Source organism: Streptomyces sp. NPDC031111 (genome assembly GCF_055570675.1).
Genome location: NZ_JBVIGS010000001.1, coordinates 799,738 through 814,403, shown reverse-complemented (window position 1 = coordinate 814,403; position 14,666 = coordinate 799,738). Strand labels below are relative to the sequence as shown.

At 69.7% G+C, this 14,666-nt stretch carries 15 protein-coding genes; 7 read left to right on the top strand and 8 right to left on the bottom strand.

Annotated elements, in window-relative coordinates:
• Nucleotides 1–156 precede the first annotated feature (156 nt).
• The 4 genes from ACZ470_RS03615 to ACZ470_RS03600 form a co-directional block, all read right to left on the bottom strand.
• Nucleotides 157–732, bottom strand: coding sequence for a TerD family protein (locus ACZ470_RS03615; RefSeq protein WP_468424014.1), 576 nt, complete (start codon nucleotides 730–732; stop codon nucleotides 157–159).
• Between the two features lie 121 nt (nucleotides 733–853).
• A complete protein-coding gene (locus ACZ470_RS03610; RefSeq protein WP_030859518.1) occupies nucleotides 854–1,429 on the bottom strand; it encodes a calcium homeostasis/redox stress adaptation protein in 576 nt (191 codons plus the stop codon).
• Nucleotides 1,430–1,562: 133 nt separating this feature from the next.
• Nucleotides 1,563–2,021: a peroxiredoxin gene (locus ACZ470_RS03605; protein ID WP_468424063.1), complete on the bottom strand. Its 459-nt coding sequence runs from the start codon at nucleotides 2,019–2,021 to the stop codon at nucleotides 1,563–1,565.
• Nucleotides 2,022–2,130: 109 nt separating this feature from the next.
• On the bottom strand, nucleotides 2,131–2,568 hold the full coding sequence (locus ACZ470_RS03600; RefSeq protein ID WP_167530103.1) for a DUF3052 domain-containing protein: 438 nt from the start codon (nucleotides 2,566–2,568) through the stop codon (nucleotides 2,131–2,133).
• Nucleotides 2,569–2,972: 404 nt separating this feature from the next.
• Here ACZ470_RS03600 and aceE point away from each other — a divergent pair, with 404 nt between their 5' ends.
• Nucleotides 2,973–5,720 (top strand): pyruvate dehydrogenase (acetyl-transferring), homodimeric type, encoded by a 2,748-nt coding sequence (aceE, locus tag ACZ470_RS03595; RefSeq protein WP_468424011.1) that lies wholly within the window; start codon nucleotides 2,973–2,975, stop codon nucleotides 5,718–5,720.
• A gap of 71 nt (nucleotides 5,721–5,791) precedes the next feature.
• The gene (locus ACZ470_RS03590) at nucleotides 5,792–6,538 is read left to right on the top strand and encodes a potassium channel family protein (RefSeq protein WP_468424009.1); all 747 of its coding nucleotides are present in this window, start codon (nucleotides 5,792–5,794) and stop codon (nucleotides 6,536–6,538) included.
• A gap of 52 nt (nucleotides 6,539–6,590) precedes the next feature.
• Here the strand turns inward: ACZ470_RS03590 and ACZ470_RS03585 are convergent, their stop codons facing one another.
• Nucleotides 6,591–6,899, bottom strand: a complete 309-nt coding sequence (locus tag ACZ470_RS03585) for a small hydrophobic protein (protein WP_468424007.1) — start codon at nucleotides 6,897–6,899, stop codon at nucleotides 6,591–6,593.
• 100 nt (nucleotides 6,900–6,999) lie between these two features.
• Nucleotides 7,000–8,619 carry an MFS transporter gene (locus ACZ470_RS03580; RefSeq protein WP_468424005.1) on the bottom strand — a complete coding sequence of 540 codons (1,620 nt, stop codon included), beginning with the start codon at nucleotides 8,617–8,619 and terminating at the stop codon, nucleotides 7,000–7,002.
• Nucleotides 8,620–8,730: 111 nt separating this feature from the next.
• On the opposite strand from ACZ470_RS03580, the gene ACZ470_RS03575 reads away from it, so the two are divergent.
• The 3 genes from ACZ470_RS03575 (at nucleotide 8,731) to ACZ470_RS03565 (ending at nucleotide 11,607) form a co-directional block, all read left to right on the top strand.
• Nucleotides 8,731–9,393 (top strand): TetR family transcriptional regulator, encoded by a 663-nt coding sequence (locus tag ACZ470_RS03575; protein ID WP_468424003.1) that lies wholly within the window; start codon nucleotides 8,731–8,733, stop codon nucleotides 9,391–9,393.
• Between the two features lie 81 nt (nucleotides 9,394–9,474).
• Complete coding sequence (locus tag ACZ470_RS03570) at nucleotides 9,475–10,692, top strand: alpha/beta hydrolase (RefSeq protein WP_468424002.1); 1,218 nt, start codon at nucleotides 9,475–9,477, stop codon at nucleotides 10,690–10,692.
• Between the two features lie 66 nt (nucleotides 10,693–10,758).
• The gene (locus tag ACZ470_RS03565) at nucleotides 10,759–11,607 is read left to right on the top strand and encodes a DUF4429 domain-containing protein (protein WP_468424000.1); all 849 of its coding nucleotides are present in this window, start codon (nucleotides 10,759–10,761) and stop codon (nucleotides 11,605–11,607) included.
• Between the two features lie 82 nt (nucleotides 11,608–11,689).
• Here the strand turns inward: ACZ470_RS03565 and ACZ470_RS03560 are convergent, their stop codons facing one another.
• Nucleotides 11,690–12,715 carry an aldo/keto reductase gene (locus tag ACZ470_RS03560; RefSeq protein WP_468423998.1) on the bottom strand — a complete coding sequence of 342 codons (1,026 nt, stop codon included), beginning with the start codon at nucleotides 12,713–12,715 and terminating at the stop codon, nucleotides 11,690–11,692.
• The gene (locus ACZ470_RS03555) at nucleotides 12,712–13,176 is read right to left on the bottom strand and encodes a MerR family transcriptional regulator (RefSeq protein WP_468424061.1); all 465 of its coding nucleotides are present in this window, start codon (nucleotides 13,174–13,176) and stop codon (nucleotides 12,712–12,714) included. Before ACZ470_RS03555 ends, ACZ470_RS03560 begins: the two co-directional genes overlap by 4 nt.
• Nucleotides 13,177–13,277: 101 nt before the next feature.
• On the opposite strand from ACZ470_RS03555, the gene ACZ470_RS03550 reads away from it, so the two are divergent.
• Nucleotides 13,278–13,748 (top strand): GNAT family N-acetyltransferase, encoded by a 471-nt coding sequence (locus ACZ470_RS03550; protein ID WP_468423996.1) that lies wholly within the window; start codon nucleotides 13,278–13,280, stop codon nucleotides 13,746–13,748.
• A gap of 18 nt (nucleotides 13,749–13,766) precedes the next feature.
• Nucleotides 13,767–14,588, top strand: a complete 822-nt coding sequence (locus ACZ470_RS03545) for a serine hydrolase domain-containing protein (protein ID WP_468423995.1) — start codon at nucleotides 13,767–13,769, stop codon at nucleotides 14,586–14,588.
• Nucleotides 14,589–14,666: the final 78 nt, after the last annotated feature.

The following is a 14,666-nucleotide window of genomic DNA, read 5'->3' as shown; positions in this document are numbered from 1 at the left end:
GAGAGGATCGCCACGATGCCGAAGGCGGTCCACCCCCCGAAGAGGACCGCTGCGACCAGGCCGAGCGCGGTGACCGCGAACGACCAGCCGAAGGTTTTCAGAACCACTGGCTACCCCAGGTGTGTGTACGGGTCTCCCCCGCTGCCGTAGTCGGCTTTACGAAACGTTGACTCCGAAGTCTAGAGCGATGCCGCGCAGCCCCGACGCGTACCCCTGCCCCACGGCACGGAACTTCCACTCGCCCTGGTAGCGGTAGAGCTCACCGAAGATCATCGCGGTCTCGGTGGAGGCGTCCTCGCTCAGGTCGTAGCGGGCGAGTTCCTGGCCGTCCGCCTGGTTCACCACACGGATGAAGGCGTTGCTGACCTGGCCGAACGTCTGGCCGCGCTCGTCGGCCATATGGATGGAGACCGGAAAGACGATCTTGTCGCACTGGGCCGGCACCGCGGAGAGGTCGACCAGCAGGGACTCGTCGTCGCCGTCGCCCTCGCCGGTGAGGTTGTCACCGGTGTGCTCCACCGAGCCGTCCGGGCTCTTGAGCTGGTTGTAGAAGACGAACCACTCGTCCCCCATGACCCGGCCGCCGTTGCACATCAGCGCGCTGGCGTCGAGGTCGAAGTCGGCTCCGGTCGTGGAGCGCGCGTCCCAGCCGAGCCCGACCATCACCTTGGTGAGGTTCGGTGCGGCCTTGGACAGGGAGACGTTTCCCCCTTTGGCAAGCGTGACGCCCATGATGCTGGTCCCCCTCCGGGTGATGTTTCTCAGGTGGTCCTGCGCGTCCGGCGCCGCACGTAAACCGTGCGGCGCCGGAGAGTGCGGCCGTGCGAGGCGGCCGGGCTCGGGTGTGACCGTCTCAGACGTTCACACCGAAGTCCTGCGCGATGCCGCGCAGGCCCGAGGCGTAGCCCTGGCCGATGGCGCGGAACTTCCACTCCGCGCCGTGCCGGTACAGCTCACCGAAGACCATGGCGGTCTCGGTGGAGGCGTCCTCGCTCAGGTCGTAACGGGCGATCTCGGCCTCACCGGCCTGGTTGACGACGCGGATGAACGCGTTGCGCACCTGGCCGAAGGACTGCTGGCGGTTCTCGGCGTCGTAGATGGAGACCGGGAAGACGATCTTCTCGATGTCGGCGGGGACTCCGGCGAGGTTGATCTTGATCTGCTCGTCGTCGCCCTCGCCCTCACCGGTGAGGTTGTCGCCGGTGTGCTCCACCGAGCCGTCCGGGCTCTTCAGGTTGTTGAAGAAGATGAAGTGCGCGTCACTGGCGACCTTGCCGCTGCTGTTCAGGAGCAGCGCGCTGGCGTCGAGGTCGAAGTCGGTTCCGGTCGTGGTGCGGATGTCCCACCCCAGACCGACGATGACCGCGGTCAGGCCCGGCGCCTCCTTGGTCAGCGATACGTTGCCGCCCTTGCTGAGGCTGACTCCCACGAGTCCTCCATTGGTGTCCAGGGGCGGGAAGCCCCGTAGTGCGTTGGATGTCGGATCAACGACTCGATCCTAGTGACGGGTTCCCGACGGCCGCAGGCCCCGCGGCCGAAGAATCACAGGGTGTCGGGCCGGATCACAGGGTGTCGAGCGCTTTGACGTACTCGTTCAGGTCACGGGCGTCCGGCAGACCGTTGACGACGGTCCAGCGCACGACGCCCTCCTTGTCCATGATGAACGTCCCGCGCACGGCGCACCCCTTGTCCTCGTCGAAGACGCCGTAGGCGCGCGAGACGTTGCCGTGCGGCCAGAAGTCGCTGAGCAGCGGGTACTCCAGGCCCTCCTGCTCGGCGAAGACGCGCAGGGTGTGGATGGAGTCGTTGGAGACGGCGAGGACCTGGGTGTCGCGGTCGGAGAACCGCGGCAGGTTGTCCCGGACCTCGCAGAGCTCGCCGGTGCACACTCCGGTGAAGGCGAACGGGTAGAAGAGCAGCACCACGTTCTTCCGCCCGCGGAAGTCGGACAGCTTCACGGTGGCGCCGTGGTTGTCCTTGAGTTCGAAGTCGGGGGCCTTGTCGCCGACCTGGATCGCCATCGTCGTGTTCATCCCTTCGGGGTGGATCGCTCCGACCACCCTACGCAGGGAGTACGACAGGCCGACGGACGGGCCGACGCGCTGCGCGGCCGGCCCGTCCGCGGGTGGGTCACCGCTTGGACTTCGCCGCCTTCGGGGTCGCCAGCCGGCTGCCGCTCCAGTCCTTGCCGACGCTGACGCTCTTGGACGCCGTCAGGCCGGCCGTGGTGGCGGCTTCCGAGATGTCGCTCGGCTCCACATACCCCGAACGGCCGGTCTTCGGCGTCAGCAGCAGGATCGCGCCGCCCTCTTCGATGTACGTGGTGGCATCCACCAGCGCATCCGTCAGGTCGCCGTCGTCGTCGCGGAACCACAGCACAACGGCGTCGGCCACGTCGTCGTAGTCCTCATCGACGAGGTCGCTCTCGATGACGCCCTCAATGGCCTCGCGGAGCTCCTGGTCGACGTCGTCGTCGTAGCCGATCTCCTGGACCACCTGCCCGGGCTGGAACCCCAGCCTGGCGGCAGGGTTCGTCCGCTCCTCCGCGTGGTCCGCGGTCGCGCTCACGGGTTGCCTCCTGATCATGTCTTGGGAATAACTCAGCCACGCGCGTGCGCGAAGCATTGGCCGTAGTCCACACGGGCGGGACGGATCGCGCAAGTACCCGGCCGTGGAGACCGCCGAAACGGTGACGATCCTGGCCGGGTCACCGCAACTCCAGGCACACCATCATGGCCTGAAGTGACGCACACCACACCTTTCTGCCCCGTTTGGCCCTTTGGGAACCGTCTGTATGTGCGAAGACTCGAATGGACGAGCCCCGTGCACACCGTACTGGCCGCGACCGCGGATTACCTCCCGGTAGAGATGACGCCGACGGCCCCGAGGTGGACCATGGGGATCGGCGCAATCCGGGCCGTACCGGCAGAACAGCGGCCCGTCTCACGGCCCTCTGACAGGTAAGGAACAGCGTGGCTTCCGCATCCGATCGCAATCCGATCATCATTGGCGGCCTCCCGAGTCAGGTTCCTGACTTCGACCCCGAGGAGACGCAGGAGTGGCTCGACTCCCTCGACGCCGCGGTCGACGAGCGCGGCCGGGAGCGGGCCCGCTATCTGATGCTGCGACTGATCGAACGTGCCCGCGAGAAGCGCGTGGCCGTGCCCGAGATGCGCAGCACGGACTACGTCAACACGATCCCGACCCGTGCCGAGCCGTTCTTCCCGGGCAACGAGGAGATCGAGCGCAAGATCCTCAACGCCACCCGGTGGAACGCCGCGGTGATGGTCTCCCGCGCCCAGCGCCCGGGCATCGGTGTCGGCGGCCACATCGCCACGTTCGCCTCCTCGGCGTCGCTGTACGACGTGGGCTTCAACCACTTCTTCCGCGGCAAGGACGAGGGCGACGGCGGCGACCAGGTCTTCTTCCAGGGCCACGCCTCCCCCGGCATCTACGCCCGCGCGTATCTGCTGGACCGGCTGAGCGAGCGGCACCTCGACGGCTTCCGCCAGGAGAAGTCGAAGGCGCCGTACGCGCTGTCGTCGTATCCGCACCCGCGGCTGATGCCGGACTTCTGGGAGTTCCCGACCGTGTCGATGGGGCTGGGCCCGATCGGCGCGATCTACCAGGCGCGGATGAACCGCTACATGCACGCGCGTGAGATCGCGGACACGTCGAAGTCGCACGTGTGGGCGTTCCTCGGCGACGGCGAGATGGACGAGCCGGAGTCGCTGGGCCAGCTGACGCTCGCGGCGCGCGAGGGCCTGGACAACCTGACCTTCGTCGTCAACTGCAACCTCCAGCGGCTGGACGGCCCGGTGCGCGGCAACGGCAAGATCATCCAGGAGCTGGAGTCGGTCTTCCGGGGCGCCGGCTGGAACGTGATCAAGCTGATCTGGGACCGCACCTGGGACCCGCTGCTGGCCCAGGACCGCGACGGTGTCCTGGTCAACAAGATGAACATCACACCGGACGGCCAGTTCCAGACGTACGCCACCGAGTCCGGCACGTACATCCGCGACCACTTCTTCGGCGACGACCACCGGCTGCGCGCGATGGTCGAGGGCATGACCGACGACCAGATCCTGCACCTGGGGCGCGGCGGTCACGACCACCGCAAGATCTACGCGGCGTACAAGGCGGCCCTCGAGCACAAGGGCCAGCCGACGGTGATCCTCGCGAAGACGATCAAGGGCTGGACGCTGGGCCCGAACTTCGAGGGCCGCAACGCCACGCACCAGATGAAGAAGCTGACGGTCGACGACCTCAAGCACTTCCGGGACCGGCTGCACCTGCCGATCTCCGACAAGGACCTCGAGTCCGGTCCGCCGCCCTACTACCACCCGGGGCCGGACACGGAGGAGATGCAGTACATGCACGACCGCCGCAAGTCGCTCGGCGGGTACGTGCCGACGCGGGTGGTGCGGTCGAAGCCCCTGCGGCTGCCCGACGACAAGACGTACGCGACCGTGAAGAAGGGCTCCGGGCAGCAGTCGATCGCGACGACCATGGCCTTCGTCCGGCTGCTCAAGGACCTCATGCGGGACAAGGAGATCGGCAGGCGTTTCGTGCTGATCGCGCCGGACGAGTACCGCACGTTCGGCATGGACTCGTTCTTCCCGAGCGCGAAGATCTACAACCCGCTCGGTCAGCAGTACGAGGCCGTGGACCGGGAGCTGCTGCTCGCCTACAAGGAGGCGCCGAACGGCCAGATGCTGCACGACGGCATCTCCGAGGCCGGCTGCACGGCCTCGCTGATCGCCGCCGGATCGGCCTACGCCACCCACGGCGAGCCGCTCATCCCGGTGTACGTCTTCTACTCGATGTTCGGTTTCCAGCGCACCGGTGACCAGTTCTGGCAGATGGCCGACCAGATGGCGCGCGGTTTCGTCCTGGGCGCGACGGCCGGGCGTACGACGCTGACCGGCGAGGGCCTCCAGCACGCGGACGGCCACTCACAGCTGCTGGCCTCCACGAACCCGGCGTGCGTCGCGTACGACCCGGCGTTCGGCTTCGAGATCGCGCACATCGTGCAGGACGGGCTGCGCCGGATGTACGGCGGCGACGAGGAGCACCCGCACGGCGAGGACGTCTTCTACTACCTGACCGTGTACAACGAGCCGATCCAGCACCCCGCCGAGCCGGAGAACGTCGACGCGGAGGGCATCGTCAAGGGCCTCTACCGCTTCAGCGAGGGCACGGCGGGCTCGCTCCCGGCGCAGATCCTGGCGTCCGGGGTCGCGCTGCCGTGGGCCATCGAGGCGCAGAAGATCCTCGCCGAGGAGTGGAACGTCAAGGCGGACGTCTGGTCGGCGACCTCCTGGAACGAGCTGCGGCGCGAGGCTGTGGACTGCGAGCGGCACAATCTGCTGCACCCGGAGGAGGAGCAGCGGACGCCGTACGTGACGCGGAAGCTGGCCGCGGCGCAGGGACCGGTGGTGGCGGTGTCCGACTGGATGCGGTCGGTGCCGGACCAGATCGCGCGGTGGGTGCCGGGGACGTACCAGTCGCTGGGCGCGGACGGGTTCGGGTTCGCGGACACGCGGGGGGCGGCCCGGCGGTTCTTCCACATCGACGCGCAGTCGATCGTGGTGGCGGTGCTGACGGAGCTGGCGCGCGAGGGGCACCTCGACCGGTCGGTACTGAAGCAGGCGATCGACCGGTACCAGCTGCTGGACGTGGCCGCGGCCGATCCGGGCGTGGCGGGCGGCGACGCGTAGGGATCACGCCACGGCGTGGACGCCGGACGGCGGCCCACGGGTCGTCGTCCGGCGTTCTTTACCATTCCCCCATGTCCGAACCGACTGCACGGGACCGCTGGGAGCGGCGCACCCAAGCGCCCTTGATGGCGCTGGCCGTCCTCTTCGCCATCGCCTACGCCCTCCCGATCGTGTCCCCGGACGCCCCGCGGTCCGTGCTGACCACCTGCCACGCCGTGAACTGGGGGGTGTGGGCCGCGTTCACCGTCGACTACCTGGTCCGGCTGTGGCTGAGCGAGGACCGGATGCGTTTCGTGCGCGGCAACCCGCTGGCGCTGCTCGCGGTCGTCCTGCCGCTGATCCAGCCGCTGCGGCTGCTCCGGCTGGTGTCGCTGTTGCTGCTCGCCGGGCAGCGGGCACGTCTGGCCTCGCAGATCCGGGTCACCACGTATGTCGCGGGCTGCTGTCTGGGGCTGCTGGTCTTCGGCGCGCTGGCCGTGCTGGAGGTGGAGCGGGGCAAGCCGGGGGCGTCCATCCACTCACTGGGGGACGCCGTGTGGTGGGCGTTCACGACGATGACCACCGTCGGGTACGGCGACATGGCACCGACCACCGGGCTGGGCCGGATACTGGCCATCGGGCTGATGCTCTCCGGGATCGCGCTGCTCGGTGTCGTCACCGCGAACATCGCGGCCTGGTTCATCGCGCGGTTCGAGATGGACGACGCGGAGGAGCGTCGGCAGACGGCGGCCATCGAGACGCTGACGGAGGAGGTCCGCGCCCTGCGGGCGGAGGTAGCGGCGCTGCGGGCGCCGGCGCCGGTCGAGGAGCGGCGGTGACACGGGTGAGCCCCCGGTATCGCGCCGGGGGCCCGTTCCGTGGTGCTCCGGGTCAGAACATGCCGTAACCCGAAGTGCTCGCTCCGGCCAGCCAGATGACGGCCAGGAGCGTGTCGATGGCGCCCAGGACCAGGGCGACCACGGCCGGTACCGGGCGGGGGCCCGCCCAGCGACCGCCCATGGCGAGCCAGCCGCAGACGATCGCCACCGGGCCGAGAACGATCCCCAGCACGAAGAAGCCGGCGACCGCGCAGATGACTCCGACGATTCCGAGCGTCGCGCGATCCTGCCCGGTCCGTGACCACGTCCGGCCACGTGAGCGGGGGTGCCTGCGCGTTCCGTGTCCGAAGCTCGCCATCATCAACTCCCTGATGGGTTGGTTGACATGGCGGGTACCCCAGCTTACGCGGTGAATTCACGCCGTACGGACGGCCGTGGTGGCCGTCCGTGGCGACGGTCCGTCAGATGTGGCCGACGCCCGCGCCCGCCTCCGCGTTCTCACCGCGCTTGGTGAGGAAGGCGACCAGCACCGCCACGGCGGCCACTCCGGCGGCGACCAGGGACGCCAGGCTCATGCCGGAGATGAAGGTGTCGTGGGCGACGTCGGTGATCTTCGTGGCGATGGCCTCGGGCGTGCCCTTCTCGACCGGCGCCACACCGACCTGCACGGCCTCGGAGGCCTGACCGGCCTGTTCCGGGGTGAGCGGCGGGAGTCCGGCCTTCGCCCAGTTGCCCTCGAGATCGCTGTCCACCTTGGAGGCCATCACGGCACCCAGCACGGCCGTACCGAGGCTGCCGCCGATCTGCATCGCGGCCTGCTGGAGACCACCGGCGACACCGGAGAGCTCCATCGGCGCGTTGCCGACGATGACCTCGGTGGCGCCGACCATGACCGGCGCGAGACCGAGACCGAGCAGCGCGAACCAGAGCGACATCACACCGCTGCCGGTGTCCGTCTCCAGCGTCGACATCCCGTACATGGCGAGCGCGGTGCACACCATGCCGCCGGCCAGCGGGATGCGCGGACCGACCTTGGTGATCATCGCGCCCGCGAGCGGGGAGCCGACGATCATCATGCCGGTGAGCGGGAGCAGGTGCAGACCGGCGTCGACCGGGCTCATGCCGTGCACGTTCTGAAGGTAGAAGGTGACGAAGAACAGGCCGCCCATGAAGGCGATGGCCATCAGGACCATCAGCACGACACCCGCGGACAGCGGGACGGAACGGAAGAGCCCCAGCGGGATCAGCGGCTCCTTGACCTTCGTCTCCCAGAACGCGAACAGCAGGAAGCCGATCACCGAGACGGCTATGAAGCCCCAGGTCTTGCCGTCGCCCCAGCCCCATTCCGGGGCCTTGATCAGGGCCCACACGAGGCAGAACATCGCGGCCGACAGCAGGGCGATGCCGAGCACGTCGAAGGAGCGCGGGGCGTTCTCCGCGCGGTGGTCGAGCAGGATCCACGCGCCGAGCGCGACGGCGAGGACGCCGACCGGCACGTTGATGAAGAACACCGACTGCCAGTTGACGTGCTCGACGAGGACACCGCCGAGGATCGGGCCGCCCGCGGTGGAGGCACCGATGACCATGCCCCAGATGCCGATCGCCATGTTGAGCTTCTCGGCGGGGAACGTGGCCCGCAGCAGCCCGAGCGCGGCCGGCATCAGCAGCGCGCCGAACAGGCCCTGGAACACGCGGAAGGTGATGACCAGCGCGATGCTGTCGGACAGACCGATGGCGCCCGAGGCCGCGGCGAAGCCGACGACGCCGATGAGGAAGGTCTGCCGGTGCCCGAAGCGGTCACCGAGCTTGCCCGCGGTGATCAGGGAGACCGCGAGGGCGAGGAAGTACGCGTTGGTGATCCACTGGACCTCGGCGAAGGTGGCGCCCAGGTCGCTGGCGATGGCCGGGTTCGCGATGGCCACGATGGTGCCGTCCAGGGCCACCATCATGACGCCCACGGCAACAGTGATGAGGGTGAACCAGGGGTGCCCGCGCAACCCCTTGTCCGGGGTCCCGTCCGACGGGGCGGCCGGCGTGCCGTCCCCCGGCCCCGTCTTGTCGATGGTGGTCTGACTAGTCATGCGTTCGAGGCTAGTGACAGCCACTGACAGTTGACAAACCAATTCACTAGTCGGTAACTGACACGACATACGCCTATAGCCTGAACTGGGGAAACAGTTCGAGGAGGAGCAATGGAGACGGCCGGGACCGTCGTGGGTGCGTCGCCGCGGCCGGGCCTGCGGGAGCGCAAGAAGCAGCGCACCCGGGACGCGCTGCTCCGGGCCGCGCTGGAGCTGATCGCCACGCGCGGGTACGAGGGGACGACCGTCGACGACATCGTGGCGGCCGTCGACGTCTCGCAGCGCACCTTCTTCCGCTACTTCGCCAGCAAGGAGGAGGTGGCCTTCTTCGTCCCCCGGCTCGCGGAGTCGTACGTCGTCGAGGCCGCACGGGCCCGGCCGCCGGACGAGGCACCGCTGGACGCGCTGCGCCGGGCCGTCCTGGACAGCTGGGACGAGATCAACGAGGCCGTCGAGCAGCTCGTCCCGCTGGAGCTGCACATGCGCGTTTACCGGGTGATCGAGTCGACGCCCGCCCTGCTCGCTGCCCATCTGCGCCGGGCGACGGAGCTGGAGGAGGAGCTGGCGCGGATCATCGCCGAGCGCGAGGGGCTCGACATGGACGCCGATCCCCGGCCGAGGATCCTGGTGGCCGCGTTCGGCGGGGTGATCCGCGTGGCGGAGCGGCTCTGGTCGGCCGGGGACGACCTCGGCGTCACCGCCATGCGGGACCTGATGACGACCTGCCTGGACCATGTGGGACCGGCGCTGGTGGGGAACTGGCGTACGGATTGATCCCCGAACCGACACCACGAAACGTGATCCCGGTCACTTGATTCACGCGAGACACTCCCGTTCTCCTAGTGTGTCCTTCCAGTGACTTCCTTCGACACCTCCCCGCAACTGAACGTCTGGCGCGCGCTGCTCGCGCTCGCCGTCGTCTTCGTGATGCTGGCGACCACCGGCTGGACGGCGCTGCGGCACCAGCGCCACCCCGCTCCGCTCCAGGCATCGCTCAGCGCCTGGGAGCAGGGCCGGATAGCGGGCCACCGGCTGCCTGACCCGCAGTCGGCGCCCGCGCGGCTGGCCCGGTTCTTCGCCTCCCTCACCGAGGGGCAGCGTGCGAGTCTCGCCCGCCGCTATCCGCTGGCGGTCGGCAACATGAACGGCGCGCCGGTCCAGCTGCGCTACCGCGCCAACCGCATCGCGCTGGGGCAGGCCCGTGAGGTCGAGATCAAACGCCTGCACGACAAACGGCTCACCGCCTCGGGCCAGCATCAGGCCGGCCGCCGGATGAACCGCCTCGAGGCGCTGATGCAACCCGGCCGCAAGATCCTCGCCTTCGACCCGGCGGGCTCCGGCCGGGTCGCCGAGGTCTTCGGCGATCTGCGCGGGGCCGAGCGGGTCTCGGTCGTCGTCCCCGGCGTCGACACCGATCTGCTCACCTTCCAGCGCACGCGGCGCGAGTTCTCGGCCCCCGTCGGCATGGCGAAGGCCCTGTACGCGGCCGAGCGCGAGACTGCTCCCTCGACCCGTACGGCGGTGATCGCGTGGGCCGACTACACCGCGCCCAGCGGGCTCGGCATGGACGCGGCCACGGCGATGCGCGCCGAGGAGGGTGCGCTGCGGCTGGACGCGATGCTGCGCGGGCTGCCCGGCAGGGCCCCGGTCTCGCTGTTCTGCCACAGCTACGGCTCCGTGGTGTGCGGGGTCGCCGCGCACTCGCTGCCGGACCGGGTGGCCGACATCGCGGTGGCCGGCAGCCCCGGCATGCGGGTCGAGAAGGCCGCCCATCTGCACACCACCGCCCGGGTCTGGGCGATGCGGGACGCCGACGACTGGATCCAGGACGTGCCGTACCTGGAGCTCGGCGGTCTGGGTCACGGCGCCGATCCGGTGGCGGCGGGATTCGGGGCGCGGGTGCTGTCGGCGCGGGAGGCGAAGGGGCACGCCGGATACTTCCAACCGGGTACGGACAGTCTGCGGAACTTCGCCGAGATCGGTGTTGGCGCATACCGCGCGGTCTCCTGTGCGGACGAGGACGACGTCTGCCGTGCGGGTTTGTCCGGTACGACCACTACCGGACGCGCGTAGAGGCGGAGATACTGCGGTATGCGTGGGGAGGGGACGAAGAAGCTCGTGCCGCATACGATGAGCCGCATGGGTGACGTACTGGCCGGATTTCATGCCGCCTGGGAGTTCGAGTCCGACTCCGTGCTCATCCGTTACGAACGGGGGATTCGAACACCCAAGCTGTTCCAGGCGCTCGGCGAACGGCGCGTTCCGCTGGAGGCGGTGGAGGGGATCACCCTCACGCCCGGCAAGCGCGGGACCGTGGTCCTGCGGGCCGAGCTGCGCCCCGGCGCCGATCCGCTGATGGAGGCGGCCGCCGGGCAGTTGAAGGAGAGCAGCGACCCCTACCGGCTGGTGCTGCCCGCCGAACGGGAGACGCTCGCCGAGTACTACGCCGACGAACTGCGCGCACAGCTCACCGAGTCGGGGCCCGCCGAACGCCATCTGGTCGCGCCTCCGGAGGCGCCGCTCCAGTTCAAGGCGTACGACGGGAAGGCGACCTTCGACGGTACGGCGGTGTCCTTCCGGTGGTTCTGGACGGGCGCCTCGTCGGCGAAGTGGAAGGCCGGCGACCAGCGTTTCCCGGTGGGTGAGTTGAGCGGGGTGGAGTGGCGGTCACCGGAGGTGTTCGAGGGGCATCTGCGGCTGCACCGGCGGGACGCCGGGGCGCCCGCCGGTCAGGCCGACCAGGATCCGGCGGCGGTGGTGTTCGGGCTGGGGTACGGGCCCGTGCACGAGTCGCTGCCGTTCGCTGCGGCGGTGCTGGCGGCGGTGCGGAACTGTGCGCCGGTGGCGGCGGTGTCCACGGCGCGGGCGCGCCGTGACCCCGCGGATATCGCCGAGCGGATCCGGCACTTGGGGGAGCTTCATCAGGCCGGTCTTGTGACCGATGAGGAGTTCTCCTCCAAGAAGGCGGAGTTGCTTTCGGAGCTTTAGGGGGTGCCGGGGGCGGTTGTGTTTCGGCTCAAGGCCGTCCTGGGTTGCTCGCGCAGTTCCCCGCGCCCCTTCGGGGCGCGTTTCACTCCCGGCCTGCGGACGTGAACGTCATGTCCCTGTAGCGGGGGCCCGCGACCTTTTCGGCGATGGGTTCCAGCAGGGACAGTTCGGCGTCGGTGAGGGTGATGTGCGTCGCCTTGGTGTTCTCCTCCACCCTCGTCGGCTTGCGGGTGCCGGGGATCGGGACGACCGGGAGGTTGTGGACCGCCGCCTGTTGGTGGACCCAGGCCAGGGCGATCTGGCCGAGGGAGGCGTCGTGGGCCTCGGCCACCGTGCGGACCGGCTCCAGCAGGGCCGCGTTGGCCGTCGCGTTGGTGCCCGTGAAGCGGGGCATCTGGCGGCGGAAGTCGTCGGCGGTGAGATCCTGGTCGGCGTTGGCGAAGGAGCCGGTCAGGAAGCCTCGTCCCAGCGGCGAGTACGGGACGAGGGTCACGCCCAGTTCGCGCGCGGCCGGTACGACCCTCGCCTCGATGTCCCGGCTGAACAGCGACCACTCCGACTGGACGGCGGCGATCGGGTGCACACCGTGCGCGGCCCGCAGTTCGTCGGCCGTGACCTCGCTGAGGCCCAGCTGCTTGACCTTGCCCTCGCGCACCAGCTCGGCCATGACGCCGACGGTCTCCTCGATCGGCACGTTCACATCGCGCCGGTGCATGTAGTAGAGGTCGATCACGTCGACGTCGAGGCGCTTCAGGCTCGCCTCGACGGCCTCGCGGATGTACGGCGCGTCGTTGCGGATGATCCGCCGGGTCGGGTCGTCCGGCGGGATCGACAGGGCGAACTTGGTGGCGATGACCACCTCGTCCCGGTGCGCCTTGAAGAAGGGGGCGAGGAAACGCTCGTTGTCCCCCGCGCCGTACGCGTCCGCCGTGTCGTAGAGCGTGACGCCGAGTTCCAGGGCCCGCTCCAGGGTCGCCCGGGAGGCGTCCGCGTCCACGGGGCCGTAGGCGAAGCTCATGCCCATGCAGCCGAGGCCCTGCACGCCCACCAGGGGTCCGCCCTCGCCCAGCGCCGCCGTACCGATGCGGCCGTCCTTACCGTTGGTCATCGTGTCCTCTCCGAGGCCAGGGCGCGCCCGGCGTCCGCGTAGAAACTGATCTTCCGGTCGAGCACGGCGAGCGTGCCCTGGAGTTCGGCGATCCGGGACAGTACGTCCTCGCGGGTCTGCTGGAGCAGTTCGAAACGCTCCGTGTACGTGTGGTCGCCCGCACGGACCAGCTCCGCGTACCGCACCATGTCCGCGACCGGCATCCCGGTCAGACGGAGCTTGCCGACGAGGGCGAGCCAGTCGAGGTCGCGGTTGCTGTAGCGGCGCTGGCCGGTGTGGGACCGGTCGATGTGCGGCATCAGCCCGATGCGCTCGTACCAGCGCAGGGTGTGCGCCGTCAGCCCGGTGAGGGCGACGACCTCGCTGATCGTGTACTTGTCCTCGCCGTCCGGCCGGCGGTTCCCCTGCGGCGGTCCGGCGCAGGTGTCGGCGCTGGTCCCTGTGGTCTCCGTCTCCGTCACCGTCATGGCCTCCACGCTAGAACGCTGGAGTGCACTCCAAGCAAGCGACAACGGTGAGAAATGGGTGGGACGCGCGGCCGTTGGCTCATTAGCGTGCGGTCATGACCTTCGTACGCCGTGCGACGCCCAGGGACGCGGAGGAAGTGCTGCGTCTGCGTCAGGTGATGATCGATTCGATGGCCCGGTCCGACCCGTCCACCGCGTGGCACGCCGAGTCCCTGCCCGTGCTGCGCGGCAGGCTGTCCGAGCCGGAGGGCACGTTCGCGGCGTTCGTCGTGGACCATCCGGAGCGGCCGGGCGCGCTGGCGGCGCTGGTGGCGGGCACGCTCGACTACCGCATCGGCGGTGCCCACAACCCGTACGGCGTCGACGGCTACGTCTTCAGCGTCGCCACCGACCCGGACGCGCGGCGGCGCGGGTACGCGCGTGCCTGTGTGGAGGCGCTGCTGGAGTGGTTCCGGGAGCGCGGCGCCCGGCGGGTCCGCCTCACCGCGTCCGCGCAGGCCGAACCGCTGTACGTGGCGCTGGGCTTCCGGCCGAAGCCGGACCCGTTGCTGGAGCTGAGGCTCTGAGCGCTTAGGCTCGACGGCATGTCGCTGAAGAGCCTCGCACTGATCGAGAACTGGCCGGTTCCCACCGCCGCGGCGGGTGTCGTCCGGGCGGACGGCACCGTCCTGGGCACCCACGGCCCGGCCGGCCACCGCTTCCCGCTGGCCTCGGTCACCAAGCCGCTGGCGGCGTACGCGGTGCTCGTGGCGTACGAGGAGGGCGCGATCGAGCTGGACGAGCCGGCGGGCCCGGAGGGCTCGACGGTCCGGCACCTGCTCGCCCACACCTCGGGGCTCGCCTTCGACGAGCACAGGGTGACCTCGGCACCGGGTGAGCGGCGGCTGTACTCCAACGCCGGTTTCGAGCAGCTGGGCGACCATGTCGCGAAGGCGACGGAGATCCCGTTCGGCGAGTATCTGCGCCAGGCGGTGCTGGAGCCGCTGGGCATGACCGGGACCTCCCTGGAGGGCTCCCCCGCGAAGGACGGCGTCTCCACGGTGGACGACCTCCTGCGCTTCGCCGCCGAGGTGCTGGCGCCGCGCCTGCTGGACCCGCGCACGGTCGCCGAGGCGATGACGGTCCAGTACCCGGGCACCAAGGGCGTCCTGCCGGGCTACGGCCACCAGAACCCCAACGACTGGGGTCTCGGCTTCGAGATCCGCAACTCCAAGTCCCCGCATTGGACCGGCACTTCGTCCTCCCCGCGCACCTTCGGCCACTTCGGCCAGTCGGGCACGTTCCTCTGGATGGACCCGGACGCGGGCGTAGCCTGCACATCCCTCACCGACCGCGCCTTCGGCCCCTGGGCGATCGAGGCCTGGCCCCCGTTCACGGACGCGGTCCTGACAGAACTGCGCGGCTGACCCCGACCCCGAACCACACCGTCCTGCCCCGTCCGTCGGGGCGGACGACGACACCCCACCGGTCGGTCACCGCGTCCA

Coding starts and splice junctions, on each gene's coding strand:
- ACZ470_RS03560 (WP_468423998.1), bottom strand. CDS start 12,715: ATGACCAACGGTAAGGACGGCCGCATCGGTACGGCGGCGCTGGGCGAG.
- ACZ470_RS03605 (WP_468424063.1), bottom strand. CDS start 2,021: ATGGCGATCCAGGTCGGCGACAAGGCCCCCGACTTCGAACTCAAGGAC.
- ACZ470_RS03580 (WP_468424005.1), bottom strand. CDS start 8,619: ATGACTAGTCAGACCACCATCGACAAGACGGGGCCGGGGGACGGCACG.
- ACZ470_RS03565 (WP_468424000.1), top strand. CDS start 10,759: ATGGGTGACGTACTGGCCGGATTTCATGCCGCCTGGGAGTTCGAGTCC.
- ACZ470_RS03585 (WP_468424007.1), bottom strand. CDS start 6,899: ATGATGGCGAGCTTCGGACACGGAACGCGCAGGCACCCCCGCTCACGT.
- ACZ470_RS03545 (WP_468423995.1), top strand. CDS start 13,767: ATGTCGCTGAAGAGCCTCGCACTGATCGAGAACTGGCCGGTTCCCACC.
- ACZ470_RS03615 (WP_468424014.1), bottom strand. CDS start 732: ATGGGCGTCACGCTTGCCAAAGGGGGAAACGTCTCCCTGTCCAAGGCC.
- ACZ470_RS03590 (WP_468424009.1), top strand. CDS start 5,792: ATGTCCGAACCGACTGCACGGGACCGCTGGGAGCGGCGCACCCAAGCG.
- ACZ470_RS03575 (WP_468424003.1), top strand. CDS start 8,731: ATGGAGACGGCCGGGACCGTCGTGGGTGCGTCGCCGCGGCCGGGCCTG.
- ACZ470_RS03550 (WP_468423996.1), top strand. CDS start 13,278: ATGACCTTCGTACGCCGTGCGACGCCCAGGGACGCGGAGGAAGTGCTG.